Source organism: Rhodococcus shunpengi, assembly GCF_048381395.1.
Taxonomy (GTDB): Bacteria; Actinomycetota; Actinomycetes; order Mycobacteriales; family Mycobacteriaceae; genus Rhodococcus.
The window spans coordinates 199,652-220,089 of sequence record NZ_JBLWIU010000024.1 but is presented as its reverse complement, the minus strand read 5'-3'; the positions used below and the strand labels follow the sequence as shown (position 1 = coordinate 220,089).

21 protein-coding genes are annotated in these 20,438 nt (G+C 69.6%); 6 read left to right on the top strand and 15 right to left on the bottom strand.

The genetic code is table 11. The features are described from left to right. Positions 1 to 25: 25 nt before the first annotated feature. From ACNJ7K_RS13310 to ACNJ7K_RS13280, 7 genes are all read right to left on the bottom strand, one after another. The gene (locus tag ACNJ7K_RS13310) at positions 26 to 211 is read right to left on the bottom strand and encodes a rubredoxin (RefSeq protein WP_019288502.1); all 186 of its coding nucleotides are present in this window, start codon (positions 209 to 211) and stop codon (positions 26 to 28) included. Beyond that, a complete protein-coding gene (locus ACNJ7K_RS13305) occupies positions 208 to 375 on the bottom strand; it encodes a rubredoxin (protein WP_174247009.1) in 168 nt (55 codons plus the stop codon). Before ACNJ7K_RS13305 ends, ACNJ7K_RS13310 begins: the two co-directional genes overlap by 4 nt. Before the next feature lie 2 nt (positions 376 to 377). Further along, positions 378 to 1,622, bottom strand: a complete 1,245-nt coding sequence (locus tag ACNJ7K_RS13300) for an alkane 1-monooxygenase (protein WP_112320082.1) — start codon at positions 1,620 to 1,622, stop codon at positions 378 to 380. A gap of 248 nt (positions 1,623 to 1,870) precedes the next feature. Further along, positions 1,871 to 3,148 carry a mannose-6-phosphate isomerase, class I gene (gene manA, locus ACNJ7K_RS13295; protein WP_019288505.1) on the bottom strand — a complete coding sequence of 426 codons (1,278 nt, stop codon included), beginning with the start codon at positions 3,146 to 3,148 and terminating at the stop codon, positions 1,871 to 1,873. Then, on the bottom strand, positions 3,148 to 4,233 hold the full coding sequence (locus tag ACNJ7K_RS13290) for a tobH protein (RefSeq protein WP_268654054.1): 1,086 nt from the start codon (positions 4,231 to 4,233) through the stop codon (positions 3,148 to 3,150). The genes manA and ACNJ7K_RS13290 overlap by 1 nt, the downstream gene beginning before the upstream one ends. Before the next feature lie 147 nt (positions 4,234 to 4,380). Beyond that, the gene (locus tag ACNJ7K_RS13285; RefSeq protein WP_487041800.1) at positions 4,381 to 5,751 is read right to left on the bottom strand and encodes a phosphomannomutase/phosphoglucomutase; all 1,371 of its coding nucleotides are present in this window, start codon (positions 5,749 to 5,751) and stop codon (positions 4,381 to 4,383) included. Positions 5,752 to 5,827: 76 nt separating this feature from the next. Then, on the bottom strand, positions 5,828 to 6,223 hold the full coding sequence (locus ACNJ7K_RS13280) for a DUF3499 domain-containing protein (RefSeq protein ID WP_172414905.1): 396 nt from the start codon (positions 6,221 to 6,223) through the stop codon (positions 5,828 to 5,830). A gap of 87 nt (positions 6,224 to 6,310) precedes the next feature. On the opposite strand from ACNJ7K_RS13280, the gene ACNJ7K_RS13275 reads away from it, so the two are divergent. Continuing rightward, positions 6,311 to 6,805: a metallopeptidase family protein gene (locus tag ACNJ7K_RS13275; protein ID WP_059382262.1), complete on the top strand. Its 495-nt coding sequence runs from the start codon at positions 6,311 to 6,313 to the stop codon at positions 6,803 to 6,805. A 123-nt stretch (positions 6,806 to 6,928) separates the two neighbouring features. Here the strand turns inward: ACNJ7K_RS13275 and ACNJ7K_RS13270 are convergent, their stop codons facing one another. After that, the gene (locus ACNJ7K_RS13270; protein ID WP_167388378.1) at positions 6,929 to 7,195 is read right to left on the bottom strand and encodes a WhiB family transcriptional regulator; all 267 of its coding nucleotides are present in this window, start codon (positions 7,193 to 7,195) and stop codon (positions 6,929 to 6,931) included. Positions 7,196 to 7,529: 334 nt separating this feature from the next. On the opposite strand from ACNJ7K_RS13270, the gene cofD reads away from it, so the two are divergent. Genes cofD through ACNJ7K_RS13255 form a run of 3 tightly spaced genes read left to right on the top strand, consistent with a single transcriptional unit; the run spans position 7,530 to position 10,443 of the window. After that, positions 7,530 to 8,519, top strand: coding sequence for a 2-phospho-L-lactate transferase (gene cofD, locus ACNJ7K_RS13265; RefSeq protein ID WP_487041799.1), 990 nt, complete (start codon positions 7,530 to 7,532; stop codon positions 8,517 to 8,519). Continuing rightward, positions 8,519 to 9,886 (top strand): coenzyme F420-0:L-glutamate ligase, encoded by a 1,368-nt coding sequence (locus tag ACNJ7K_RS13260; protein ID WP_268654058.1) that lies wholly within the window; start codon positions 8,519 to 8,521, stop codon positions 9,884 to 9,886. Before cofD ends, ACNJ7K_RS13260 begins: the two co-directional genes overlap by 1 nt. A gap of 2 nt (positions 9,887 to 9,888) precedes the next feature. Further along, entirely contained in the window at positions 9,889 to 10,443 is a 555-nt protein-coding gene (locus tag ACNJ7K_RS13255; protein WP_487041798.1) for an NUDIX hydrolase, read from the top strand. A gap of 86 nt (positions 10,444 to 10,529) precedes the next feature. Here ACNJ7K_RS13255 and ACNJ7K_RS13250 read toward each other — a convergent pair whose 3' ends face one another. From ACNJ7K_RS13250 to rfbD, 4 genes are read right to left on the bottom strand one after another with little or no spacing between them, the layout of a single operon-like run. Beyond that, positions 10,530 to 11,294: an SGNH/GDSL hydrolase family protein gene (locus tag ACNJ7K_RS13250; RefSeq protein ID WP_159417881.1), complete on the bottom strand. Its 765-nt coding sequence runs from the start codon at positions 11,292 to 11,294 to the stop codon at positions 10,530 to 10,532. A 14-nt stretch (positions 11,295 to 11,308) separates the two neighbouring features. Beyond that, positions 11,309 to 12,394: a mannose-1-phosphate guanylyltransferase gene (manB, locus tag ACNJ7K_RS13245; protein WP_059382268.1), complete on the bottom strand. Its 1,086-nt coding sequence runs from the start codon at positions 12,392 to 12,394 to the stop codon at positions 11,309 to 11,311. Then, the gene (locus ACNJ7K_RS13240) at positions 12,384 to 13,310 is read right to left on the bottom strand and encodes a glycosyltransferase family 2 protein (protein ID WP_487041797.1); all 927 of its coding nucleotides are present in this window, start codon (positions 13,308 to 13,310) and stop codon (positions 12,384 to 12,386) included. The genes manB and ACNJ7K_RS13240 overlap by 11 nt, the downstream gene beginning before the upstream one ends. Before the next feature lie 59 nt (positions 13,311 to 13,369). Then, entirely contained in the window at positions 13,370 to 14,239 is an 870-nt protein-coding gene (gene rfbD, locus ACNJ7K_RS13235; protein WP_487041796.1) for a dTDP-4-dehydrorhamnose reductase, read from the bottom strand. Positions 14,240 to 14,535: 296 nt separating this feature from the next. On the opposite strand from rfbD, the gene ACNJ7K_RS13230 reads away from it, so the two are divergent. Further along, complete coding sequence (locus ACNJ7K_RS13230; protein ID WP_487041849.1) at positions 14,536 to 16,029, top strand: LCP family protein; 1,494 nt, start codon at positions 14,536 to 14,538, stop codon at positions 16,027 to 16,029. A 35-nt stretch (positions 16,030 to 16,064) separates the two neighbouring features. Then, positions 16,065 to 16,775 carry a TIGR03089 family protein gene (locus ACNJ7K_RS13225; RefSeq protein WP_487041795.1) on the top strand — a complete coding sequence of 237 codons (711 nt, stop codon included), beginning with the start codon at positions 16,065 to 16,067 and terminating at the stop codon, positions 16,773 to 16,775. On the opposite strand, the gene ACNJ7K_RS13220 is transcribed toward ACNJ7K_RS13225, so the two are convergent. The 3 genes from ACNJ7K_RS13220 to ACNJ7K_RS13210 are packed head-to-tail and all read right to left on the bottom strand — an operon-like array spanning position 16,753 to position 20,412. Further along, positions 16,753 to 17,148 carry a hypothetical protein gene (locus ACNJ7K_RS13220; RefSeq protein WP_159419173.1) on the bottom strand — a complete coding sequence of 132 codons (396 nt, stop codon included), beginning with the start codon at positions 17,146 to 17,148 and terminating at the stop codon, positions 16,753 to 16,755. The genes ACNJ7K_RS13225 and ACNJ7K_RS13220 overlap by 23 nt on opposite strands. 46 nt (positions 17,149 to 17,194) lie before the next feature. Beyond that, positions 17,195 to 19,633, bottom strand: coding sequence for an FtsX-like permease family protein (locus tag ACNJ7K_RS13215; RefSeq protein ID WP_487041794.1), 2,439 nt, complete (start codon positions 19,631 to 19,633; stop codon positions 17,195 to 17,197). Continuing rightward, complete coding sequence (locus ACNJ7K_RS13210; protein ID WP_159417876.1) at positions 19,630 to 20,412, bottom strand: ABC transporter ATP-binding protein; 783 nt, start codon at positions 20,410 to 20,412, stop codon at positions 19,630 to 19,632. The genes ACNJ7K_RS13215 and ACNJ7K_RS13210 overlap by 4 nt, the downstream gene beginning before the upstream one ends. Between the last annotated feature and the right edge of the window lie 26 nt (positions 20,413 to 20,438).

Below are 20,438 nucleotides of genomic sequence, written 5' to 3'. Positions count from 1 at the left end.
GGGTCGTGATCCCCCGGGCAGCGGTTCACCGGCGGACGATCTCGACCATCTCGAAGTCGGCCTTGGCGGCGCCGCAGTCCGGGCACGACCAGTCGTCGGGGATGTCCTCCCATCGGGTGCCGGGTCCGATGCCCTCGTCGGGCCACCCTTCGGCCTCGTCGTATTCGAATCCGCAGACGAGACAACGGAACAGACGGTAGTCGGTACTCACGGGGTGTGCTCCTCGAAATCGGTCTTCTCCCGGACTCCGCAGTCGGGACACGGCCAGTCGTCGGGTACGTCGGACCACGGGGTGCCGGCCGGAAAGCCCTCGCGGGGAACGCCGGCGGTCTCGTCGTACACGAACTCGCAGACGGGACAGCGGTAGGACGCCACGATCATTTTCCTTCCGCGGCAGCGGGATCCGATGCTCCGTAGCGGGCCAGGATCTTCTCGCGTCGACGCGGTTCGATATTGACGCGGGTGATGTCGCCGTCGTAGTGGTCGAGCACGCGGTGGTCCATGACCTTGCGCCACAGCGGTGGGATGTAGGCGAGGGTGATCATCGTCGCGTAGCCCGCGGGCAGTTGCGGTGAGATCTCCATGCTGCGCAGGGTCTGGTAGCGCCGCGTGGGATTGGCGTGATGGTCGCTGTGCCGCTGCAGGTGGTACAGGAAGATGTTCGTCACCAGGTGGTCGCTGTTCCAGCTGTGCGCGGGCGAGCAGCGCTCGTAGCGTCCCTTCGCCGTCTTCTGCCGCAGCAGACCGTAGTGCTCGAGATAGTTCACGACCTCGAGCAACGAGAACCCGAAGACCGCCTGGATCACGAGATACGGCGCGATCGACAGACCGAAGACGCCGAGAAGCACCGCGTACAGCACGACGGAGATCGCCCACGCGTTGAGGACGTCGTTGTGCACGCTCCACACCGGCTTGTCGAGCCGCTCGAGGCGGGCTCGTTCGAGGCGCCACGCCGACCGCAGACTGCCGACGACGCTGCGGGGCAGGAATCGCCAGAAGCTCTCCCCGAACCGGGCCGAGGCCGGGTCCTCCGGGGTGGCGACCCGCACGTGGTGGCCGCGATTGTGCTCGATGTAGAAGTGCCCGTAGAACGACGGGGCGAGCGCCCACTTCGACAGTCGCCGTTCGAATTCGACCTTCTTGTGGCCGAGCTCGTGCGCCGTGTTGATACCGATGCCCGCGACCACGCCGACCGAGATCGCGAGTCCGATCTTCGACATCACGCCGAGCCCGCCGTCGATGCCGAGCCAGGACAGGTCGCCGGCCGACCAGAGGTAGCAGGCGAAGACCAGCGACGCGAACTGGAAGGGCAGGTAGAGGTAGGTGCAGTAGCGGTAGAAGCGGTCGTTCTCGAGTTGCTCGAACAACTCGTCGGGTGGGTTCTCGCCGTCGGGCCCGACGAACAGGTCGAGCAGCGGGACGAGGACGTAGATCAGCAGGGGGCCGATCCACCACAGGATCGGGGTGACGCTCTGCAGGCCGAGTTCGTTACCGCCCCACACCAGGGCGGTGGCGACGAACAGCGCCGTCGGGGGCACCAGTCCCAGAAGCCACAGATGGCGCTTTCGGTCGCGCCACTGAAGGTCGGGTCGATCCACCGAATCCGCGGATGCCGTACTCATGTCGGGTCTCCTCATCACCGTCGATGGCGCCGGGCACGCCACCACACGGTGACGCACACCACTCATGCCTTGACTCTAGGCCGCTGTTCGTCCGAGGTCTAGACATTTGGAGGAAATTGTAAATCTCACGAAGATGCGTCCGGAAACGACGAAGGCGAGCCCGTGCGGGCTCGCCTTCGATTCGATTCCGTCCCTACCGGGACTCTGTTTCAGGACTCTGCTTCAGGACTCTGCTTCAGGACTCTGCTTCAGGACTCGTCGGTCGCCGATCCCGGTATCTCGCCGAGGCGGGCCCGGAAGACCTGGGTGTCCGCGGCACAACCGTGGACGGTCGGATTCCGGTCGCACGCCGACAACCACGCCGAGTCGCCGGGCCTCAGCGTCACCGACTCGCCGTCGCACTCGACGCGGGCATCGCCTGCGGTGCACAGCAGGATCTGTGGTCCGTCGGCACCGACCCCGAGGGCGTCGCCCGGGGCGAGATCGATGCGGGACAACGCGAACTCCGGTGCCGGGGTGCGGTAGCGGCGCTCGATCGGGCCCTGCCCCGTCCCGGTCTCCGCCGACTCCTCCGGTACGGCTTCGAGAATCGGCACCGAGGCCGCACCGAAGTCGAGCACCCGCAGCAGTTCGGGCACGTCCACATGCTTCGGGGTGAGACCACCGCGCAGCACGTTGTCGGAGTTCGCCATGATCTCGACACCCATGCCGTGCAGGTAGGCGTGCAGATTTCCCGCGTCGAGGTACAGACCCTCGCCCGGCTGCAGGGTGATGCGGTTGAGCAGCAGCGAGGCGAGCACTCCGGCGTCGCCGGGATAGAAGTCCGCCAGCTGCAGGGCCGTGCGCACCTCCGGAACGAAATCGCGTTCGCCGTTCCGTCCGGCTGCGAGATAGGTGACGCAACCGTCGAGCACACGCGGCAACAGCGCCGCGAGAGCGGGCGGGGGCAACGTGATCCAGGTGGTGAACAGTGCCCGCAGACCACTCGAATCGGGTTGGCCCGCGAGCAGTCCCACATAGGGGTCGAGTTCCGGCACGGCCAGCGCCTCGAACAGCTCCACGGTCCGTTTCGGATCGCGAAAGCCGGCCAGGGCCTCGAACCGGGTCAGAGCCACGACGAGTTCGGGCTTGTGGCTGGCGTCCTTGTAGTTGCGGACGGGCGAGTCGATCGGGATGCCGAGTGCTTCCTCACGAGCGAAGCCCTCGGCTGCCTGACCGGCGCTGGGATGCGCCTGCAGCGACAGCGGTTCCTCCGCCGCCAGCAGCTTGAGGAGGAAGGGCAGGCGGGGACCGAATGCCCCCACCGTGCGATCACCGAGGTGTCGCTGCGGATCGGCCGACAGTACGTCGAGCAGCGAGTGCTCGTCGCCGTCCGAATCCACCAGCCTGGCGGGATCGGCCGGATGCGCACCGAGCCACAACTCGGCCTCGGGATGATGGGACGGCACATTGCGGCCACGCAGGGTGGCGATCGCGGTCCGCGATCCCCAGGCGTACGAGCGCACCGCACCTTCGAGTCGGTGCACTATCTCCCCCCTGCCAATCCGAGATATGCGGCCGCCATCTCTGTGCGGACGGTCAACACTGCCACCTGTTCCAGCACGGTCGGAACCGTGCTCGATTCGAACTCTCCGATCACGGACATCAATTCCACATCCGGAAGTGCCGCCGTCCTGCGCTGCGCCGCCGAGCGGTCGGGGTCGGTGCTGAGCACGAACACCCGTGCCGGTGCGATCGGTGCCGGTCCGTCCAGCTCCTCGTCGTGGAAGAACGGGTCGTAGTTCTCACCGCTCGCGGTGACGACGTTCGTGAGCCGGTCGCGCGCGACCAGCACGTCGCTCAGCGCCGCCGCGCCGGCAACCACACCCGCCTCCTGGAGCAGGGACTCCGACGCGTGCCGGGCGAGCACCGCCGTCGCGGCGGAATCGCCCGCGAACACCACGCGGCGCGACTGCATGCGCACCGCGAGCGACTTGGCGGGATTGTGGAAGACCTCGTTCGCCGGGTGATTGCGCGCCGCTTCCTCGTCGGCCGTGTCGGCGACCTCGGCGAGCGGCGGGACACCGGTGATCCGGACGGCGCGCTGCAGCACACCGAGCACCGCGCAGAACACCGCGACGTGCCGGGCGAGTACGTACCGGGTCTGGACCCGGACGCGCGGCGGCAACGACATCGCGCGACCGGCCGAGACCGCCCGCACCGGACCTTCGTCGGGGGCGTCGACGACGACCTCCGCGCTGCGACGCAGTCCGGCGTCGATGCTGCGCGCCAGCTCGGGATCGCCGGCGTCGTTCCCCGAGACCACCACGACGTCGAGCGCGCCGACCCACGGCGGGGTGGCCGACGCGGAAACCAGGGGCACACCGGCCTGCCCACCGAACATCGCGACGACCAATTCGGCGGCCGAGCGGGCGCGGGCGTCGGTGCCGACGAAGACCACACTGCGGGGGTGCATATCGGTGAGCCGGCCGAGCAGACCTTCGTCGACCGCCGCGGCAACCGCGCGGATCTGGGCGCCGCCGAGGGCCGCGCTCCTGAGGATGCCGTCGACATCGGCGGCGAGAACACCGCCCGCATCGTCGAAGTCGAACAGCGGTGAGGGTGCCGTCACGACCGCATCACCTTCCTTCCGCCGCCGCGACCTCGGCGAGTCGGCTGACAGGGCCCGGTGGGGCCACCGACCCGAGATCGGTGCTCCGCCGAACCGACACCGGCACGACCTGTACCGGCACTTCGATTATTCCCGTTGTCCCTCCGTCTACGCACGAACGACGGAAAGGATCTCCTTCACCAATGCCTCGACCTCACCGTCCGTGCGGGCCTCCACGTTGAGCCGCAGCAACGGCTCGGTGTTGGACGCGCGCAGGTTGAACCATGCGTTGTCGGGCAGGTCGACGGTGACACCGTCGAGCCGGTCGATCGACACCGCGCGGTCCTCGAACGCCGCGACGACGGCCTCGGTGCGCTCGGCGGCATCGGCGACCGTCGAGTTGATCTCGCCCGACGCCGCGTACCGGTTGTAGGAGCTCATCAGCTCGGAGAGCGGACCGTCCTGCGAGGCGAGTGCGGCGAGGACGTGCAGGGCCGCGAGCATGCCGGAGTCGGCACCCCAGAAGTCGCGGAAGTAGTAGTGCGCCGAGTGTTCCCCGCCGAAGACGGCACCGGTCTCGGCCATCTGCTGCTTGATGAACGAATGCCCGACCCGGGTGCGCACCGGCTTGCCGCCCTGCTCGGCGACGAGTTCGGGCACCACGCGCGAGGTGATGAGGTTGTGGATGATCGTCGAACCGGGTTCCTTGGCGAGTTCGCGGGCGGCGACGAGCGCCGTGACCGCGGACGGGGTGACCGGCTCGCCGCGCTCGTCGACGACGAAGCAGCGGTCGGCGTCGCCGTCGAAGGCCAGACCCACGTCGGCACCGGACTCGACGACCAGACGCTGGAGGTCGACGAGGTTGGCGGGGTCGAGGGGGTTGGCCTCGTGGTTCGGGAAGGTGCCGTCGAGTTCGAAGTACAGGGGCACGAGATCGACGAGCAGGGCGCCGAAGACGGCGGGGACGGTGTGGCCGCCCATGCCGTTGCCGGCGTCGACCGCCACTTTCAGCGGCCGCATCTCCGCGAGATCGACCAGGCCGCGGACGAACGAGGCGTAGTCCTCGAGGACGTCCTGCTCGGTGATGCTGCCGCGCTCGCCGTCGTAGGCGGGCACACCCTCGACGAGGTCGGCGGAGATCTGTGCCAGACCGGTGTCCTGGCCGACGGGCTTGGCACCGGCACGGCAGAGCTTGATGCCGTTGTACTTCGCGGGATTGTGGCTGGCGGTGAACATGGCGCCGGGCGCGTCGAGCAGGCCCGACGCGAAGTAGAGCTGGTCGGTGGATGCGAGGCCGATCAGCACCACGTCGAGCCCCTGGGCGGTGACCCCGTCGGCGAAGGCCTGCGAGAGCGAAGGGGACGAGGCGCGCATGTCGTGCCCGATCACCACACGGTCCGCGCTGCCCTCACTGCGCAACAGGCGTGCGAACGACGCTCCGACCTCGCGGACGAACTCTTCGTCGATCTGCTCTCCGACGACTCCCCGTACGTCGTAGGCCTTGATGACTGCTGACACCGACTCGGCAGCTCTCGCCACTGTATTAGCTCCTGAACTCGACTCGTGCGATGCCGTCCTCCGCGACATCGCACTCGCTCAGCCTAGTGCGAACGGCTCAGGACGTGGGATCGGGAAGAACACGCAGGTGGCCGCGTCGGCCGGTGCGTGCGGTGGGCGGCACGACGGCCCGTTGGGGTTCCTCGGCGTCGTCGTCGCTCGAGTCGGAACGGGAACGCTCCCCCAGGCCGGCCTCGCGTACGGCCTCGGCGAGGGCGGTCAGATCGTCCTCGTCGGGGGTGGCCGACGAGAACGCTCCCTCGTATCGGACGAGTTCCCAGCCCTTGGGTGCCGTGATGCGCGAACCGTGCATCTCGCAGAGATCCCACGAGTGCGGTTCCGCGACGGTCGCCAGGGGACCGACAACGGCAGTGGAGTCCGAGTACACGTAGGTCAGCGTCGCAACAGCAGGGTTCTTGCACCCAGGCCGGCAGCATCGACGCAGTGTTCTCACGACTGGGAGCGTAGCGCGCCGGACGCGCCAGGACTATTCGGACACACCGAAAGGGTGGAGCGATTTTCGTGTCGTAGTGTCCATGGCATGGTCCGCGCACGACGTTCCCGCCCTGTGTCGTCCCGTTCCGTGGCACGCCGCGGCAGGGGAATCCGCGGTCCCCTGTTCCCGCAGAGCCTGCCCGCGTGGAAGACACGCGCCGAGAAATTCGACCTGCTCGTCCTGGGGGCGTTCGCGCCGATCGACGCGCGCTGGCACGACCGCCTCACCAAGCTCGACATCGCCGTCGACGAGGTCCCGAAGATCCGGGCGCGCGACCCCGACTCGGTCAACTGGCCGGACGAGGTGGTTGCCGACGGGCCGGTGCCGCTGTCCCGGCTCGTGCCGGCGGGGATCGATCGACGAGGCGCTGCCACCCGGGCGCGGATCGTGTTGTTCCGCCGGCCTCTCGAGGTGCGCGCGAAGGATCCGGACGATCTGACGGATCTGGTGCACGACGTCCTCGTGCACCAGGTGGCCACCTATCTCGGCGTGGAGCCGGAAGTGGTGGATCCGACACTCGGTGAGGACGACGAGGACTGAAGAACCTTCCCGAAACATGACGAAGGCCGGGTTGCTCGTCCCCCACGGCCGCAACCCGACCTTCGTCGTCCGACTCGGTGTTTCACTCGGTCCCGTACTCCCCGTACCGGGCCGAACCCCTCGTCAGACTATTCCGCGCTTGAGGCGACGGCGTTCCCTCTCGGAAAGCCCGCCCCAGATACCGAACCGCTCGTCGTGGGCGAGTGCGTATTCGAGACAGTCGTCCCGGACCTCACACCCCATGCAGATGCGCTTGGCCTCTCTGGTGGAGCCACCCTTCTCGGGGAAGAATGCCTCCGGATCGGTCTGCGCACAGAGCGCACGCTCCTGCCACTGCTCCTCGCCATCCGCTGGGTCGCCGAATCCCGAGATCAAACTCAGGACGGGCACCCCGACGTCCGGGTAGTCACAGACAGCCTCGACTGCAGTATCGCTTCGAGTGAGCTCGAAGCTGTCGCGCTCGCCGGCCATTGTCCCTCCTCACCTGCAGCGCCGAATCATGACCGGGGATCAACCCGCTGCCACCCTTCGAATACTCGTTCGAATGCGGGTTCACCGCAAGGGATCTCGAATTCGATTATCGAATGACATGTATGTGATTAGACACTTCGGGTGTGTCGCGGTCAAGCGGAGCGGCGTTGTTCACATATCATCGGCCGCTTTGCCGAAACGCGTTTCGGACGGCGCGCGACCGGGTAGGCGACGCACCGCTTAGGCTTGGGCCGTGAATGTGACTGTATTGGTCGGAGGTGTCGGTGGGGCGCGTTTTCTCTCAGGTTTGCGCCGGCTTCTCGATATTTCCCCGGGCGTGGAGCCGAATCCGGACGCGGCACACCGCATCACCGCGATCGTCAACGTCGGCGACGACGTGTGGATGCACGGCCTGAGGATCTGTCCGGATCTCGACACCTGCATGTACACCCTCGGCGGTGGGATCGACACCGAACGCGGCTGGGGCCGCGCCGGTGAGACCTGGAACGCCAAGGAGGAACTCGCCGCCTACGGGGCGATCCCCGACTGGTTCGGTCTCGGCGACCGCGACATCGCCACCCACCTGATCCGGACGCAGATGCTGCGGACCGGCTATCCGCTCTCCGCGATCACCGAAGCGCTGTGCACGCGGTGGAAGCCGGGGGTGACCCTGCTGCCGGTCTCCGACGACCGCAGCGAGACCCACGTCGTCATCACCGATCCCGAGGACGGTGAACAGCGGGCCGTGCACTTCGAGGAATGGTGGGTCCGCCACCGCGCCCAGGTGCCGACCCACAGCTTCGCCCACATCGGCGCAGAAGAGGCCAAGCCGGCTCCCGGTGTGCTCGAGGCGATCGAGAACGCCGACGCCGTCGTCCTGGCTCCGTCGAACCCCGTTGTGAGCGTCGGGGCGATCCTCGCGATCCCCGGTATCCGCGGAGCGCTGCGCACCACCTCGGCGAAGGTCGTCGGCCTGTCCCCAGTCATCGACGGCAAGCCCCTGCGCGGCATGGCCGATGCGTGCCTGGACGTCATCGGAGTGGAGACCACCGCCGAGGCGGTCGGCCGGTACTACGGCGCCCGCTCGGGCACAGGCCTTCTCGACGGCTGGCTCGTGCACTCGACCGACAGCGCCGAGGTGCCGGGCGTCGAGGTCCGATCCGTTCCCCTGCTCATGACCGACACCGACGCGACGGCCGAGATGGCCCGCGCCGCCCTCGACCTCGCCGGAGTGACCCTGTGATGCCGGACGCCGTCGCCGACCCCGCAGTGCGCGACCACGCGCCGGGCGGCCCGATCGAGATCCTGCCCGTTGCCGGGCTTCCCGAGTTCCGGCCCGGCGACGACCTGGCCGTAGCCGTCGCTCAGGCCGCGCCGTGGCTGGCCGACGGGGACGTCCTCGTCGTCACCAGCAAGGTGGTCTCGAAGGTCGAGGGACGGATCGTCGCCGCGCCCACCGATCCCGACGCCCGCGACGCGCTCCGCCGGCGCCTGGTGAACGAGGAAGCGGTGCGCGTGCTGGCACGCAAGGGCCGCACCCTCATCACCGAGAACAAGCTCGGCATCGTGCAGGCGGCCTCCGGCATCGACGGATCCAACGTCGACAGCGCCGAACTCGCGCTGCTGCCCGAGAACCCCGACGCGAGCGCAGCGGCGCTCCGCGAACGGATCGGTGCGCTGCTCGGCGTCCGGGTCGCCGTGGTGGTCACCGACACCATGGGCCGCGCCTGGCGCAACGGCCAGACCGACGCCGCGATCGGCTCGTCCGGGCTTCCCGTCCTGCACGGCTACGCCGGCTCGCACGACTCGCAAGGCAACGAACTGCAGGTGACGTCCGTGGCGGTCGCCGACGAGATCGCCGCCGCAGGCGATCTGGTCAAGGGCAAGCTCGGCGGTGTGCCCGTCGCCGTGGTGCGCGGACTCGACCTGCCCGACGACGGATCCACCGCCCGCGCCCTGATCCGCAGCGGCGAGGACGACCTGTTCTGGCTCGGCACCGAGGAGGCCCTCGAACGCGGTCGGCGCGAGGCACTGCTGCTGCGCCGGTCCGTGCGGCAGTTCGCCTCCGAACCCGTCGATCCCGAGGATCTGCGCGAGGCGGTCGCCGAGGCCCTCACCGCACCCGCACCCCATCACACCCGCCCGGTGCGGTTCGTGTGGGTGCGCACCGAGCAGGTGCGGCGCCGGCTCCTCGACCGCATGCGCGACAGGTGGGCCGAGGATCTCCACGGCGACGGACTCGACCCGGTGGCCGTCGAACGCCGACTCTCCCGCGGCGCGATCCTCTACGACGCACCCGAGGTGATCGTCCCCTTCTGGGTGCCCGACGGCGCACACCACTATCCGGATGCGCGTCGCACCGCGGCGGAGGCGACGATGTTCACCGTCGCCGCCGGCGCCGCGGTTCAGGGTCTGCTCGTGTCCCTCGCCACTCGCGGGCTCGGAAGCTGCTGGATCGGTTCGACGATCTTCGCTCCCGAGGTGGTCCGCGAGGAACTCGGGCTTCCTGCCGAGTGGTCGCCGCTCGGGGCGGTCGCCGTCGGTTACCCGCTCATCGAACCGGAGCCGCGCGAACCCGCGGACCCGGGCGACGCGCTCGTGGAGCTGTAGCCGTGTCGGCGCGTTCCCTGCACGCCTCGGCGATCGACCGGCTCACCGCCTGGCGCACCGACTCCGAGGACGCCGAATCGCTGCGGCACACGATGCTGGCGTTCCTCGATTCGGCGCCCGACGGGTGCCTGCGCGACCACGTGCCCGGGCACATCACGGCGTCGTCGATCGTGCTCGACGTCGACCACCGCAACGTGTTGCTCACCCTGCATCCGCGGGTGGGGCGGTGGATCCAGCTCGGCGGTCACTGCGAGCCGTCGGACGAGACGGTCGTCGACGCGGCCCTGCGCGAGGCCACCGAGGAATCCGGCATCGCCGATCTGGTGATCGATCCGGAACTGCTGTCGGCGCACACGCATCCGATCACGTGCTCCCTCGGCGTGCCCACCCGTCACCTCGACCTGCGGTTCCTGGTGACCGCACCCGTCGGTGCCCGGCCGGTGCGCAGCGACGAATCCACCGACCTGCAGTGGTGGCCCGTCGACGCGCTACCGCCGGAGGCCGAGCACGAGACGATCGCGCACATGGTCCGGCTCGCCGCGGCTCGACGGGCCTGAAACGACGCGGCCCGACGGGCCTGAAACGACCACGCTCGTCCCGGCGGGTCGCCGGGACGAGCGTGAGGTCGGAACCGGCCGTGAGGTCAGAACCGGACAGGGCCGAGTTCGGGGTATTTCGGGGTGATGCCGTCGCCGGAGGACACCCCGCGCAGCCGCCGGCCCACCCAGGGGACGAGGAACTCGCGCATCCACGCACGGTCTGCGGCGCGTTCCTGGGCCCGCGTGAGGACGGGCGCCTCGTCGAACTCCACCGGTCCGAGACCGTGTGCGACGCCCAGCAGGTCGAGCACGCGGATCGCCATGTTGTGGTGGCCGGCCGCGGACATGTGGAGCCGGTCGAAGTCCCACATGCGTAGATCGCGGTACTCGTCGAACCGCCAGAAGTCGACGATGGTCGCCCCGTGCCGGTCGGCGATCGCCCGGACGAGTTCGTTGTACACGGCCCAGCGGCCGCGCAGCATTCCGAAGACCGGCGCCCAGCTGCCGTCGTAGGCCGTCCACATCAGGATGCGGGCGCCGGTCGCGGCGAGCTTGCCGATCGCCTCGTCGTACTCGGCCGCGAGCGCGTCGAGGTCGAGCTTCGGACGCATGAGGTTGTTGCCGCCGGCGTAGATCGTCACGAGATCGGGACGCATCGCCACGGCGGTCTCGAGCTGCTCGTCGAGGATCGGTCGCAGCAACCGGCCCCGGATGGCGAGGTTCGCGTACGCGAAGTTCTCCGAGTGCCGCGCGAGCTCACCGGCGACGAGATCGGCCCAGCCGCGCAGCCCGTTGGGACGCGCCGGATCCGGGTCGCCGACTCCCTCGGTGAACGAATCGCCGAGGGCCACATACCGTTCGAAGCGCACTTCGTCCTCTCGACTCACACGTCGGTACTGAAGCGGATGCCGCCGTCGGGGATCTTCACCCCGGGCCACACCCGCGCACCGCGCAGGAGTTCGCACCGGGCACCGATGTCGGCGCCGTCGCCGATCACGCCGTCGCGGATCAGAGCGCGCGGACCGACCCGCACACCGAAACCGATGATGGTCCGCTCGATCACCGCACCGGCCTCGACCCGCGCACCGTCGAAGATCACCGCGCCGTCCAGGCGGGCGCCGGCACCGATCTCCGCGCCGCGGCCGACGACCGTGCCGCCGATCAGCAGTGCGCCGGGGGCGACGGAGGCTCCCGGATGCACGAGCGACTCGCCGCGTTGCGGCGGAAGCGCCGGCGACGGGGCGATACCGCGGACCAGATCGGCCGAGCCGCGGACGAAGTCCTCCGGGGTGCCCATGTCGCGCCAGTAGGCGGCGTCGACGTGCCCGTAGACCTTCTTGCCCTCGGTCAGCAGCGCCGGGAACACCTCGCGCTCCACCGAGACCGGGCGGCCCTCGGGGATCTGCTCGATGATCTCGCGGCGGAAGACGTAGCAACCGGCGTTGATCTGATCGGTCGGCGGATCCTGGGTCTTCTCGAGGAAGGCGGTCACCCGGCCGTCCTCGTCGGTCGGCACACAGCCGAAGGCACGCGGATCGCTCACCCGCACCAGGTGCAGGGTCACGTCCGCCTCGGTGCGCACGTGGGTGTCGAGGACGGCGCCGAGATCGGTGCCACCGAGCACGTCGCCGTTGAAGACCATGACGTTGTCGGCGCGCAGCTTCGGCAGCACGTTACGGATACCACCGCCGGTGCCGAGCGGCTCGGTCTCGGTGACGTACTCGATCTCGAGGCCGAAGTCCGACCCGTCGGCGAAGTACTCCTCGAAGACCTCGGCCTTGAACGAGGTGCCGAGCACGACGTGCTTGATGCCCGCCTCACGGATCCGCGCGAGCAGGTGGGTGAGGAAGGGCACCCCCGCGGTGGGCAGCATCGGCTTGGGTGCCGACAGCGTCAGCGGTCGTAGCCGCGTACCCTGTCCGCCGACCAGAATCACCGCATCGGTGTGCGGTGCCGAATCACTCGTCATCGTCTCCCCTGTTCACTGTCGTGCCGACCGGAATGTTCTGGTCGGTCCTCCCGTTCCGACGCTCCCGCACGGCCGCCGCGACCGTCACTCGCGATCGCACCGCGAGCCCCGCCCGCAACGCCCACCGCAGCGGTGCCTGCCACCCGTGGGGGTGACGGTCCGCCTGGAAGCGGTAGGCACTCTCATGATGTGCCGGAAGCATCAGTTCGGGGTGCCGTCCGGCCGCGTGGCCCTTGGCGTGCGTGACCACCGCGGACGGCACGTACACGTTGAGCCAGCCCGCTCGTCCGAGCCGGTCGCCCAGGTCCACGTCCTCCATGTACATGAAGTATCGCGAATCGAAGCCGTCGATCGAATCGAAGGCGGCGCGCCGCAGCAGCAGGCACGATCCGGACAACCAGCCCACGGGGCGTTCGCTGATCTCCTCGTTCTCCTGCCGGTAGCGGCGCGTCCACGGATTGGCCGGCCAGACGGTGCCGAGCAGCGCGTGACCGGCACCGGAGGCGAGGGTGGGGACGGTGCGCGCCGAGGGGTAGACGCTTCCGTCGGGTTCGTGGATCAGCGGCCCGAGCGAGCCGGCGCGCGGCCAGCGACGCGCCGCGTCGAGCATCTCGTCGAGCGAACCGGGATGCCACCGCACGTCCGGGTTCGCGACGACGACGAACTCCGCAGCCGGGTCGACCTCGGCGACCGCGCGGTTGATCGCACCGCCGTAACCGATGTTCCCGCCGGTCCGGAGCAGTCGCACGTTCTCGTGTGCCGCCTCGGCGGCCTCGGGAGCACCGTCGGTCGAACCGTTGTCGGCCAGGATCACCTCCGTCGGCAGAACGGTCGCGGAGGTGAGCGAGGTGAGAAAGTTCTCGAGGTGCTCTCCGGGCGAGTAGGTCACCGTCACCACGGCCAGCGTCGATTCCACGCCGGTCACCTTAGCGACCTCGACGGTGTGCGACACCTCACGGGCCGCTTCGTCGGATGTCATCGTGCAGGCGGCACGACTCCGTCACCGGCGATCGCCTCGTGCAGTGCCTCCCGCCACGGGCGGAAGGGTGTCAGGCCGGCGCCGATCCACGCGCTGTCGTCGAGCACCGAGTAGGCGGGCCGGGGCGCGGGGCGGACGAACTCGTCGCTGCGGCACGGGTGCACCCGCTCCGGATCGGCGCCGATCTCCTCGAAGACCGCTCGGGCGAGGTCGAACCACGTCGCTTCCCCGGCGTTGGTCGCGTGCAGGATCCCACCGGGGATGCCGTCGGCGCGGGAGGCGAGTTCGAGCAGGCCGTCCGCCAGGTCGCGGGCATAGGTGGGGCAACCACGCTGGTCGTCGACGACGCGCAGGGTGTCGCGTTCACCCTCGAGTCGCCGCATGGTCGCGACGAAATCGTTGCCGTCGCCCGTGTACACCCAGGCGGTGCGCACGACGTGCGCGGTGGGCAGCGCCTCCAGCACCGCTCGTTCACCTGCGAGTTTGGTGCGGCCGTAGGCCGTGCGCGGGCCGGTCGGCGCGTCCACCCGGTACGGCTCGGTCGCGTCGCCGGCGAAAACGTAGTCGGTGGAGACATGGACGAGACGGGCACCCTTGTCGGCGCAGACGGCGGCCAACACGCCCGGGCCCGTGCGGTTCACCACAGCGGCCCGGTCCTCGTCGGTCTCGGCCGCGTCGACGGCGGTGTACGCGGCGGCGTTGATCACCACGGATCCGGGTTCGACCGCGGCGGCCACGGCCTGCGGATCGGTGATGTCCACCTCGGACGATCCGACACCGCGGATCGGTATCCCCGCCGCGGTGCCGCGGTTCACGAGATGACGGCCGAGTTGGCCACGGGCTCCGGTGACGAGAACGCTACGCACTCGGAGAAGTCTGGCACGCCGGAGTGGTGCGCGCCGGGCGAGCGTCCCCACCAGTAGCCTTCAACCGAGAGCTACAGATACAGACCCCGTACCACCCACAGGAGGAGTCCCAGGTGCCGCCAGAGCCGCGTCGCCGCACCGGCCGACGTCCCGATCCGACGGGACGTCGCACCCGCGCGGGCGATCCGACAGCTGCCGACGGCAGGTACGGGTCGGATCCCGGTCCCCGGCAGTCCCGGCGTTCCGCCCGGCGCGAGCCGCCCTCACGCAGCCCCGGAGCACCGGCGGAGGCGCGGGTGTACAGCGGCAGGCCGTGGCAGATCGCCGTCGCGATCGCGGCGTGCCTGGTGCTGGTCGTCACCGGTGTGGCGTGGCGCAGCGTCGAGGCGCTGCAGTCGTCGCTGGCGTCGGTCCGCGGCCTGGCCCTCGGCGACGGCGAGGACGGCGCCGTCGACATCCTGCTGGTGGGCACGGACAGTCGCACCGATGCGCACGGCAATCCCCTCTCCCAGCGCGAGCTCGACGCGTTGCGCGCGGGTGAGGAAGTGGCGAACAACACCGACACGATCATCCTGATCCGCGTGCCGAACGACGGCCGGTCTGCCACCGCGATGTCGATCCCCCGCGACACCTACGTCGAGGTGCCCGAGATCGGGATGTCGAAGATCAACGCGGCCTACGGCGCCACGAAGGCGAACCGGCGCGCCGAGCTCGTCGAAGCGGACGCCGACGCGACCGAGGCCGAGCTCGAGAAGGAATCGACCCAGGCGGGCCGGGAGGCGCTCATCGAATCGGTCGCCGACCTGACGGGTGTGACGGTGGACCACTACGCCGAGGTCGGACTCCTCGGCTTCGTGCTGCTCACCGACGCCGTCGGCGGTGTCGACGTGTGCCTGAACGCACCGGTCGACGAGCCGCTCTCGGGCGCCCGTTTCGATGCCGGTGAGCAGACACTGCAGGGTTCGGACGCGCTGAGCTTCGTCCGCCAGCGGCACGACCTGCCGCGCGGCGATCTCGACCGGATCGTGCGGCAGCAGGTGTTCATGGCGTCGCTGGCACAGAAGGTGCTCAGCGCGAAGACGTTGTCCAACCCGTCGAAGGTGAGTCAGCTGACCGCCGCGGTGCAGCGTTCGGTGGTGCTCGACTCCGATTGGGACATCATGGCGCTCGCGACCCAGTTGCAGGGCCTCGCCGGTGGCGACGTGACCTTCTCGACGATTCCGGTGCAGGACATCAACGCGATGACCGACTACGGCGAGTCGGTGGTGCAGGTCGATCCGGACGAGGTGCGCTCCTTCGTCGCCGAGCTGATCGGCCGCGAGCCGGACGGCAGCGAGACCACCTCGACCCCGGTGCCCGCTCCCGACATCGACGCGTCGACCGTCACGGTCGACGTCGCGAACGCCGGATCCGTGTCCGGCCTGGCCTCCCAGGTCTCCGCGGCCCTGTCCGAGGAGGGCTACGTCGAAGGCGAGGTGGGCAACTACACCGGTTCAGGGGTGGGCACGTCGACGGTCTTCGGTGCCGACGAGGACTCCGACGAGACCCGCGCGGTGGCCGCGGCGCTCGGTGGTCTCGCCACCGAGTCCGATCCCTCGCTCCCCGCCGGCACCGTGCGGGTCGTGCTCGCCGGCGACTACACCGGCCCGGGCTCGTCGTCGTACTCCGGTTCGTCCACCGCCGCATCCGCCTCCGACATCGGGGTGAGCCCGGCCGGTGGCACCGCCACCCCGGCTCCCGCCGCACCGCCCATCGACGCGGGCTCCGACGGCCCGCGCTGCGTGAACTGACAGTCGCGCGAACAGAATTCGAGAAGAAGGACATCGTGACCACCCTGACCGACGCACTGCTCGACCCGATCCTCGCCGAAGATCCGGCGGGTCCGCGGATCACCTGGTACGACGACGCGACCGGCGCGCGGATCGAACTGTCGGCGCTCACCCTCGCCAACTGGGCTGCCAAGACGGCCAACATGATCCGCGATCAGTTCGGCGTTCTTCCCGGCGGTCGCGTCGCGGTGCTGCTGCCCGCGCATTGGCAGAGCGCAGCAGTGTTGCTCGGTGCGTGGTGGGCCGGAACCGAGGTCGTGCTCGAGGCCGACCCCGATGCCGATCTCGCTCTCGTCACCCCCGACCGGCTGGACGAGGTCGACACGGTCGCCGAGGTCGCGGCGTTGTCGCTCGACGCCTTCGGTGCCCCCGTGCGCGACCTGCCGCCCGGGATCACGGACTATGCGACGGACGTGCGGATGCACGGCGACCAGTTCCGATCCTCCGGTGCGGGCGACGCGGTGCTCGCCGGACGTTCGCAGTCGGACGTGCTCGCCGCCGCCACGGAGTCTGCGTCGGCGGCGGGTATCGGCAACGGCGACCGCGTGTTGTCGTCCCGGTCCTGGTCGCAGCCCGACGATCTCGCCGCCGGACTGCTCGCGGTGCTCGCGGCCCGGGCGTCGCTGGTGCAGGTGAGCAATCCCGACCCGGAGGCCACCGAGCGCCGCGTCGCGAGCGAGAAGATCACAGTTCGTCTGGACGGGTGATCCCGCGCTCCGCGCGGTAGCCGCCGTCGGCGAGTCCCGCCTCGATCTCGAACCTGTTGCGGGACCCCGGGTTGCGGAGTTCCTCCCACAGATAGCGCACCGCGAAGCCGGTGCCGTACCGCGCCCACTGGTCGACGTGGATCGCCTCGTGTCGCAACAACCGGCGCGGCGGGGCCTTCCGAGTGAGGAAGACCCCGCCGACGGTGGTGCCGCCGCGCGCGAACCCACCACGCATTCCGGTGGCGACGTAGAGGCCGTACTCGTGATCGAATGTCACGGTGCCGCCCCACATCCGGGCCCAGCACAACGCCAGCATCGTCACGACCCGCACGGCGGGCACTCCACGCGCTGCCCGGGTCGCACGATCGGGCATCCCTCTCGCCACGAGCCGAGTCTACCGACCCGACCGCACCACGACCTCAGCCCGCCGCGGCGGCGACCGGCGACACCCTGCTCGCACGTTGCGCCGGGATCAGCGAGGCGATCACGCCGGCACCGCCACCGGCGAGGACGATGCCTGCGAGCTGCCACCAGGGAACCGATCCCAGGCCGACATGCTCCGCCCCGATCACCGACGCGGTTCCGGCCGTCCCGAGCAGCAGTCCCAGAGCCACGCCCAGGACGGACGCCACGCCCGCGATGATCAGCGCCTCGCGGACGAGCACGCTCCGCACCCCCGCCCGCGACAGACCGACTGCCCGCAGCACCGCGTTCTCCCGGCGCCGCTCGAGCACCGACAACGCCATCGTGTTGCCCACCCCGATCAACGCGATCACCACCGCCACCGACAACAGCCCGCCGACGATCATCAGCATGGTATCGAGGACCTTCTCGAACATCTGACGCGTCTGCACCGCGCCCTCGACGGTGCTACCGGGGAACGCAGTCGCGGCGACTCGGGAGACCTCGTCGGAGACCGCAGCGAGATCGGCGTCGGACAACCCGTCGTCCAGCTTCAACCACACCGTGTCCGCCGCGGAACGAGCTAGCGCACTCAGATCACCGATGTCCATCAGGTCCGGGCCACCACGTTCGGTGGTCGCGACCGTCAATGCGCGCGTACCGACTTCGCCGCCGACCGTCACGATCTCGCCGTCGCCCACCCCCAACTCGGCGGCGAGAGACTCCTCGAGCACGATCGTTCCCGGTTCCGGCAATCGGAGGTCTGCGCGGACGGTGGACGCCGCCGATCGCGCGTCGAGACCGAGCACCGAGAACTCCGTGTCCGCGACGGTGACCGAACCCGTCGCGACCTCGACACCCGACCGGACGCCGTCGATCGCCGTCAATCGCTCGGCCGCACCGGCCGGAACCGCACCCGGCGCAGCCACCACGAGGTCCACCGGCAGGTTCTCGTCGAGGAGGTCGGGTGCGCCCGCCTTCACCGTGCCGATACCCACGACCAGGGTCGATGTGAGGGTGACGCCGATGAACAGGGCGGTCGCGGTCGAGGCGGTGCGACGCGGATTACGACGCGCATTGCCCGCCGCCAGTGCGGCGGTCGGACCACCGAACGGGGCCAGCGCATCCCCCACCGCTCCCACTGCGGCCGGCACCGTCCGCCGGGAGGCGAGAATCATCCCGACGAAGAGCGACAATCCTCCGGGGCATGCCAAAAGCACATTGGCGGTCACGACCCCGGCCAGGAGCAACGCCGATCCCGCTGCGATCGCCACCGCAGCGCAGATGCGCCGGGTCCGGGAATCCGAAACCGGTTCGGGCTGCGTCTCGAGCGGTTGCATCGCCGCGAGCGCGGGGACCCGGGTCGCGGCGCGCGCCGCACCGTTCGCGGCGAGTACCGTCATCGCGGTCCCCAACACGAGGCCGAGCAGGATCGTCGTGACGGTCACCGAGATCGAGGTGAGGGGGAGCGGGACGTCCGCTGCACGAGCGAGGGTGACAACGGCCGCCGCGAGGCCGTACCCGGCCAGCACCCCGAGGACCGCGGAGACGAACCCGACGACGAGCGCCTCTCCCCGCACGCTGCGGCGTACCTGCACGGCGGTGACACCGACGCACCGCATGAGTGCGAGTTCGCGGGTGCGGGCAGCGAGCAACACGGCGAAGGTGTTCGCGATGACGAGGCCGGCGACGACCACGGCGATCGCCGCGAAGCACAGAAGGATATTGCGCAACAGAGCGATATCGCCCACGTAGGAGTCGGCGACCTCCGTGGCACGCTCGGTCCCCGACGTCACCACCGCTCCCGGGGTCAGTACCGCCGCTGTGTCGCGGACGATGTCGGGATCTCCGGTGACGCGCACCTCCCAGTCCGCGATCTCACCCGTCCACGAACGCACCGGCCCGGCATCGGCGAAGATCGTGCGCGAGTTCAACGCGAGGGGTGAGCCGTCGAGGTCGACGACGCCTACCACCTCGACGCTCGCCGGTGCTGTCGCACCGAGGACGTCGGTGATCGTCATCGACTCGCCGATCGCTCGCCCGGACGACGAACCGACGAGCACCTCACCGGGGCCCGCGGGCCACCGGCCGTCCCGGAGTCGCTGCCAGCGCAGGGTCTCATCGGATGCGACCGACATGGCCTCGCCGTATCCGGATCCGCCGTTCTCGTCCACGATGTGCACGGGTCCGGACACGTCTAACGCTGCCGCCCGCACTCCGGGGGTGCCGGTGATCTCGGCGAGCAGGTGGTCCGGCTCCGTATCGGACTCCCCCTCCGTCACGACGGTCGTGACTCCGTCGTAGCGAGCGGCGGTGGATTTCGTGATCGACGAGTCGACGGTGTCGCCGAGCACGAGTGTCGTCACGACGAAGGCCACGGCGACGAGTACGGCGAGCGCGGACGCGACGTACCGGCCGCGATGGGCGCGCGCCTGCGCCAGAACGAGCCGTCTCATCGCGCCGACACCACCGAGGGTGCACCGAGTCCGCGCATGGTGTCGAGGACGGTATCGGCGGTGGGGTGGGCGATCTCGCCCGCGAGTCGTCCGTCCGCGAGGAGGACCACCCGATCCGAGTACGAGGCGGCGACGGGATCGTGCGTCACCATCACCACGGTCTGCCCTGTCTCCCGCACACTCGACCGCAACATGGAAAGCACTTCCGCTCCGGCCTGCGAATCGAGGTTGCCGGTCGGTTCGTCGGCGAAGATGACGTCGGGCTGTGGCAGCAGTGCGCGGGCCACCGCGACACGTTGCTGTTGGCCGCCCGACATCTCGTGGGGCCTGTGGTCGAGACGCTCGGCCAGCCCGAGACGACCTGTCACTTCCTCGAACCAGGCCGCCGAGGGGCGGGTACCGGCGAGTCGCATCGGCAGGAGCGCATTGTCGCGGGCAGTCAGGACGGGGAGCAGGTTGAACGCCTGAAAGACGAAACCGATCCGGTCACGGCGCAACCCGGTGAGAACGGTGTCGGACGCGGCGCTGATCTCCACGTCCGCCCGGCGGCCGTCACCGTGCAGGACGACGCGGCCTGCATCGATGGCATCGAGACCGGCGAGCGCATGCATGAGGGTCGATTTTCCCGAGCCGGACGGGCCCATGATCGCGGTGAAGCGGCCGCGCTCGAATGCCACGGACACCCCGTCGAGGGCACGCACCTCGGTGTCGCCGCGTCCGTAGACACGTACGACGTCCTCGGCGGAGCAGGCCGGGACGAAAGAACTGGTCGAAGTCATACTACGAAACGTAGAAGTTCTGCCGC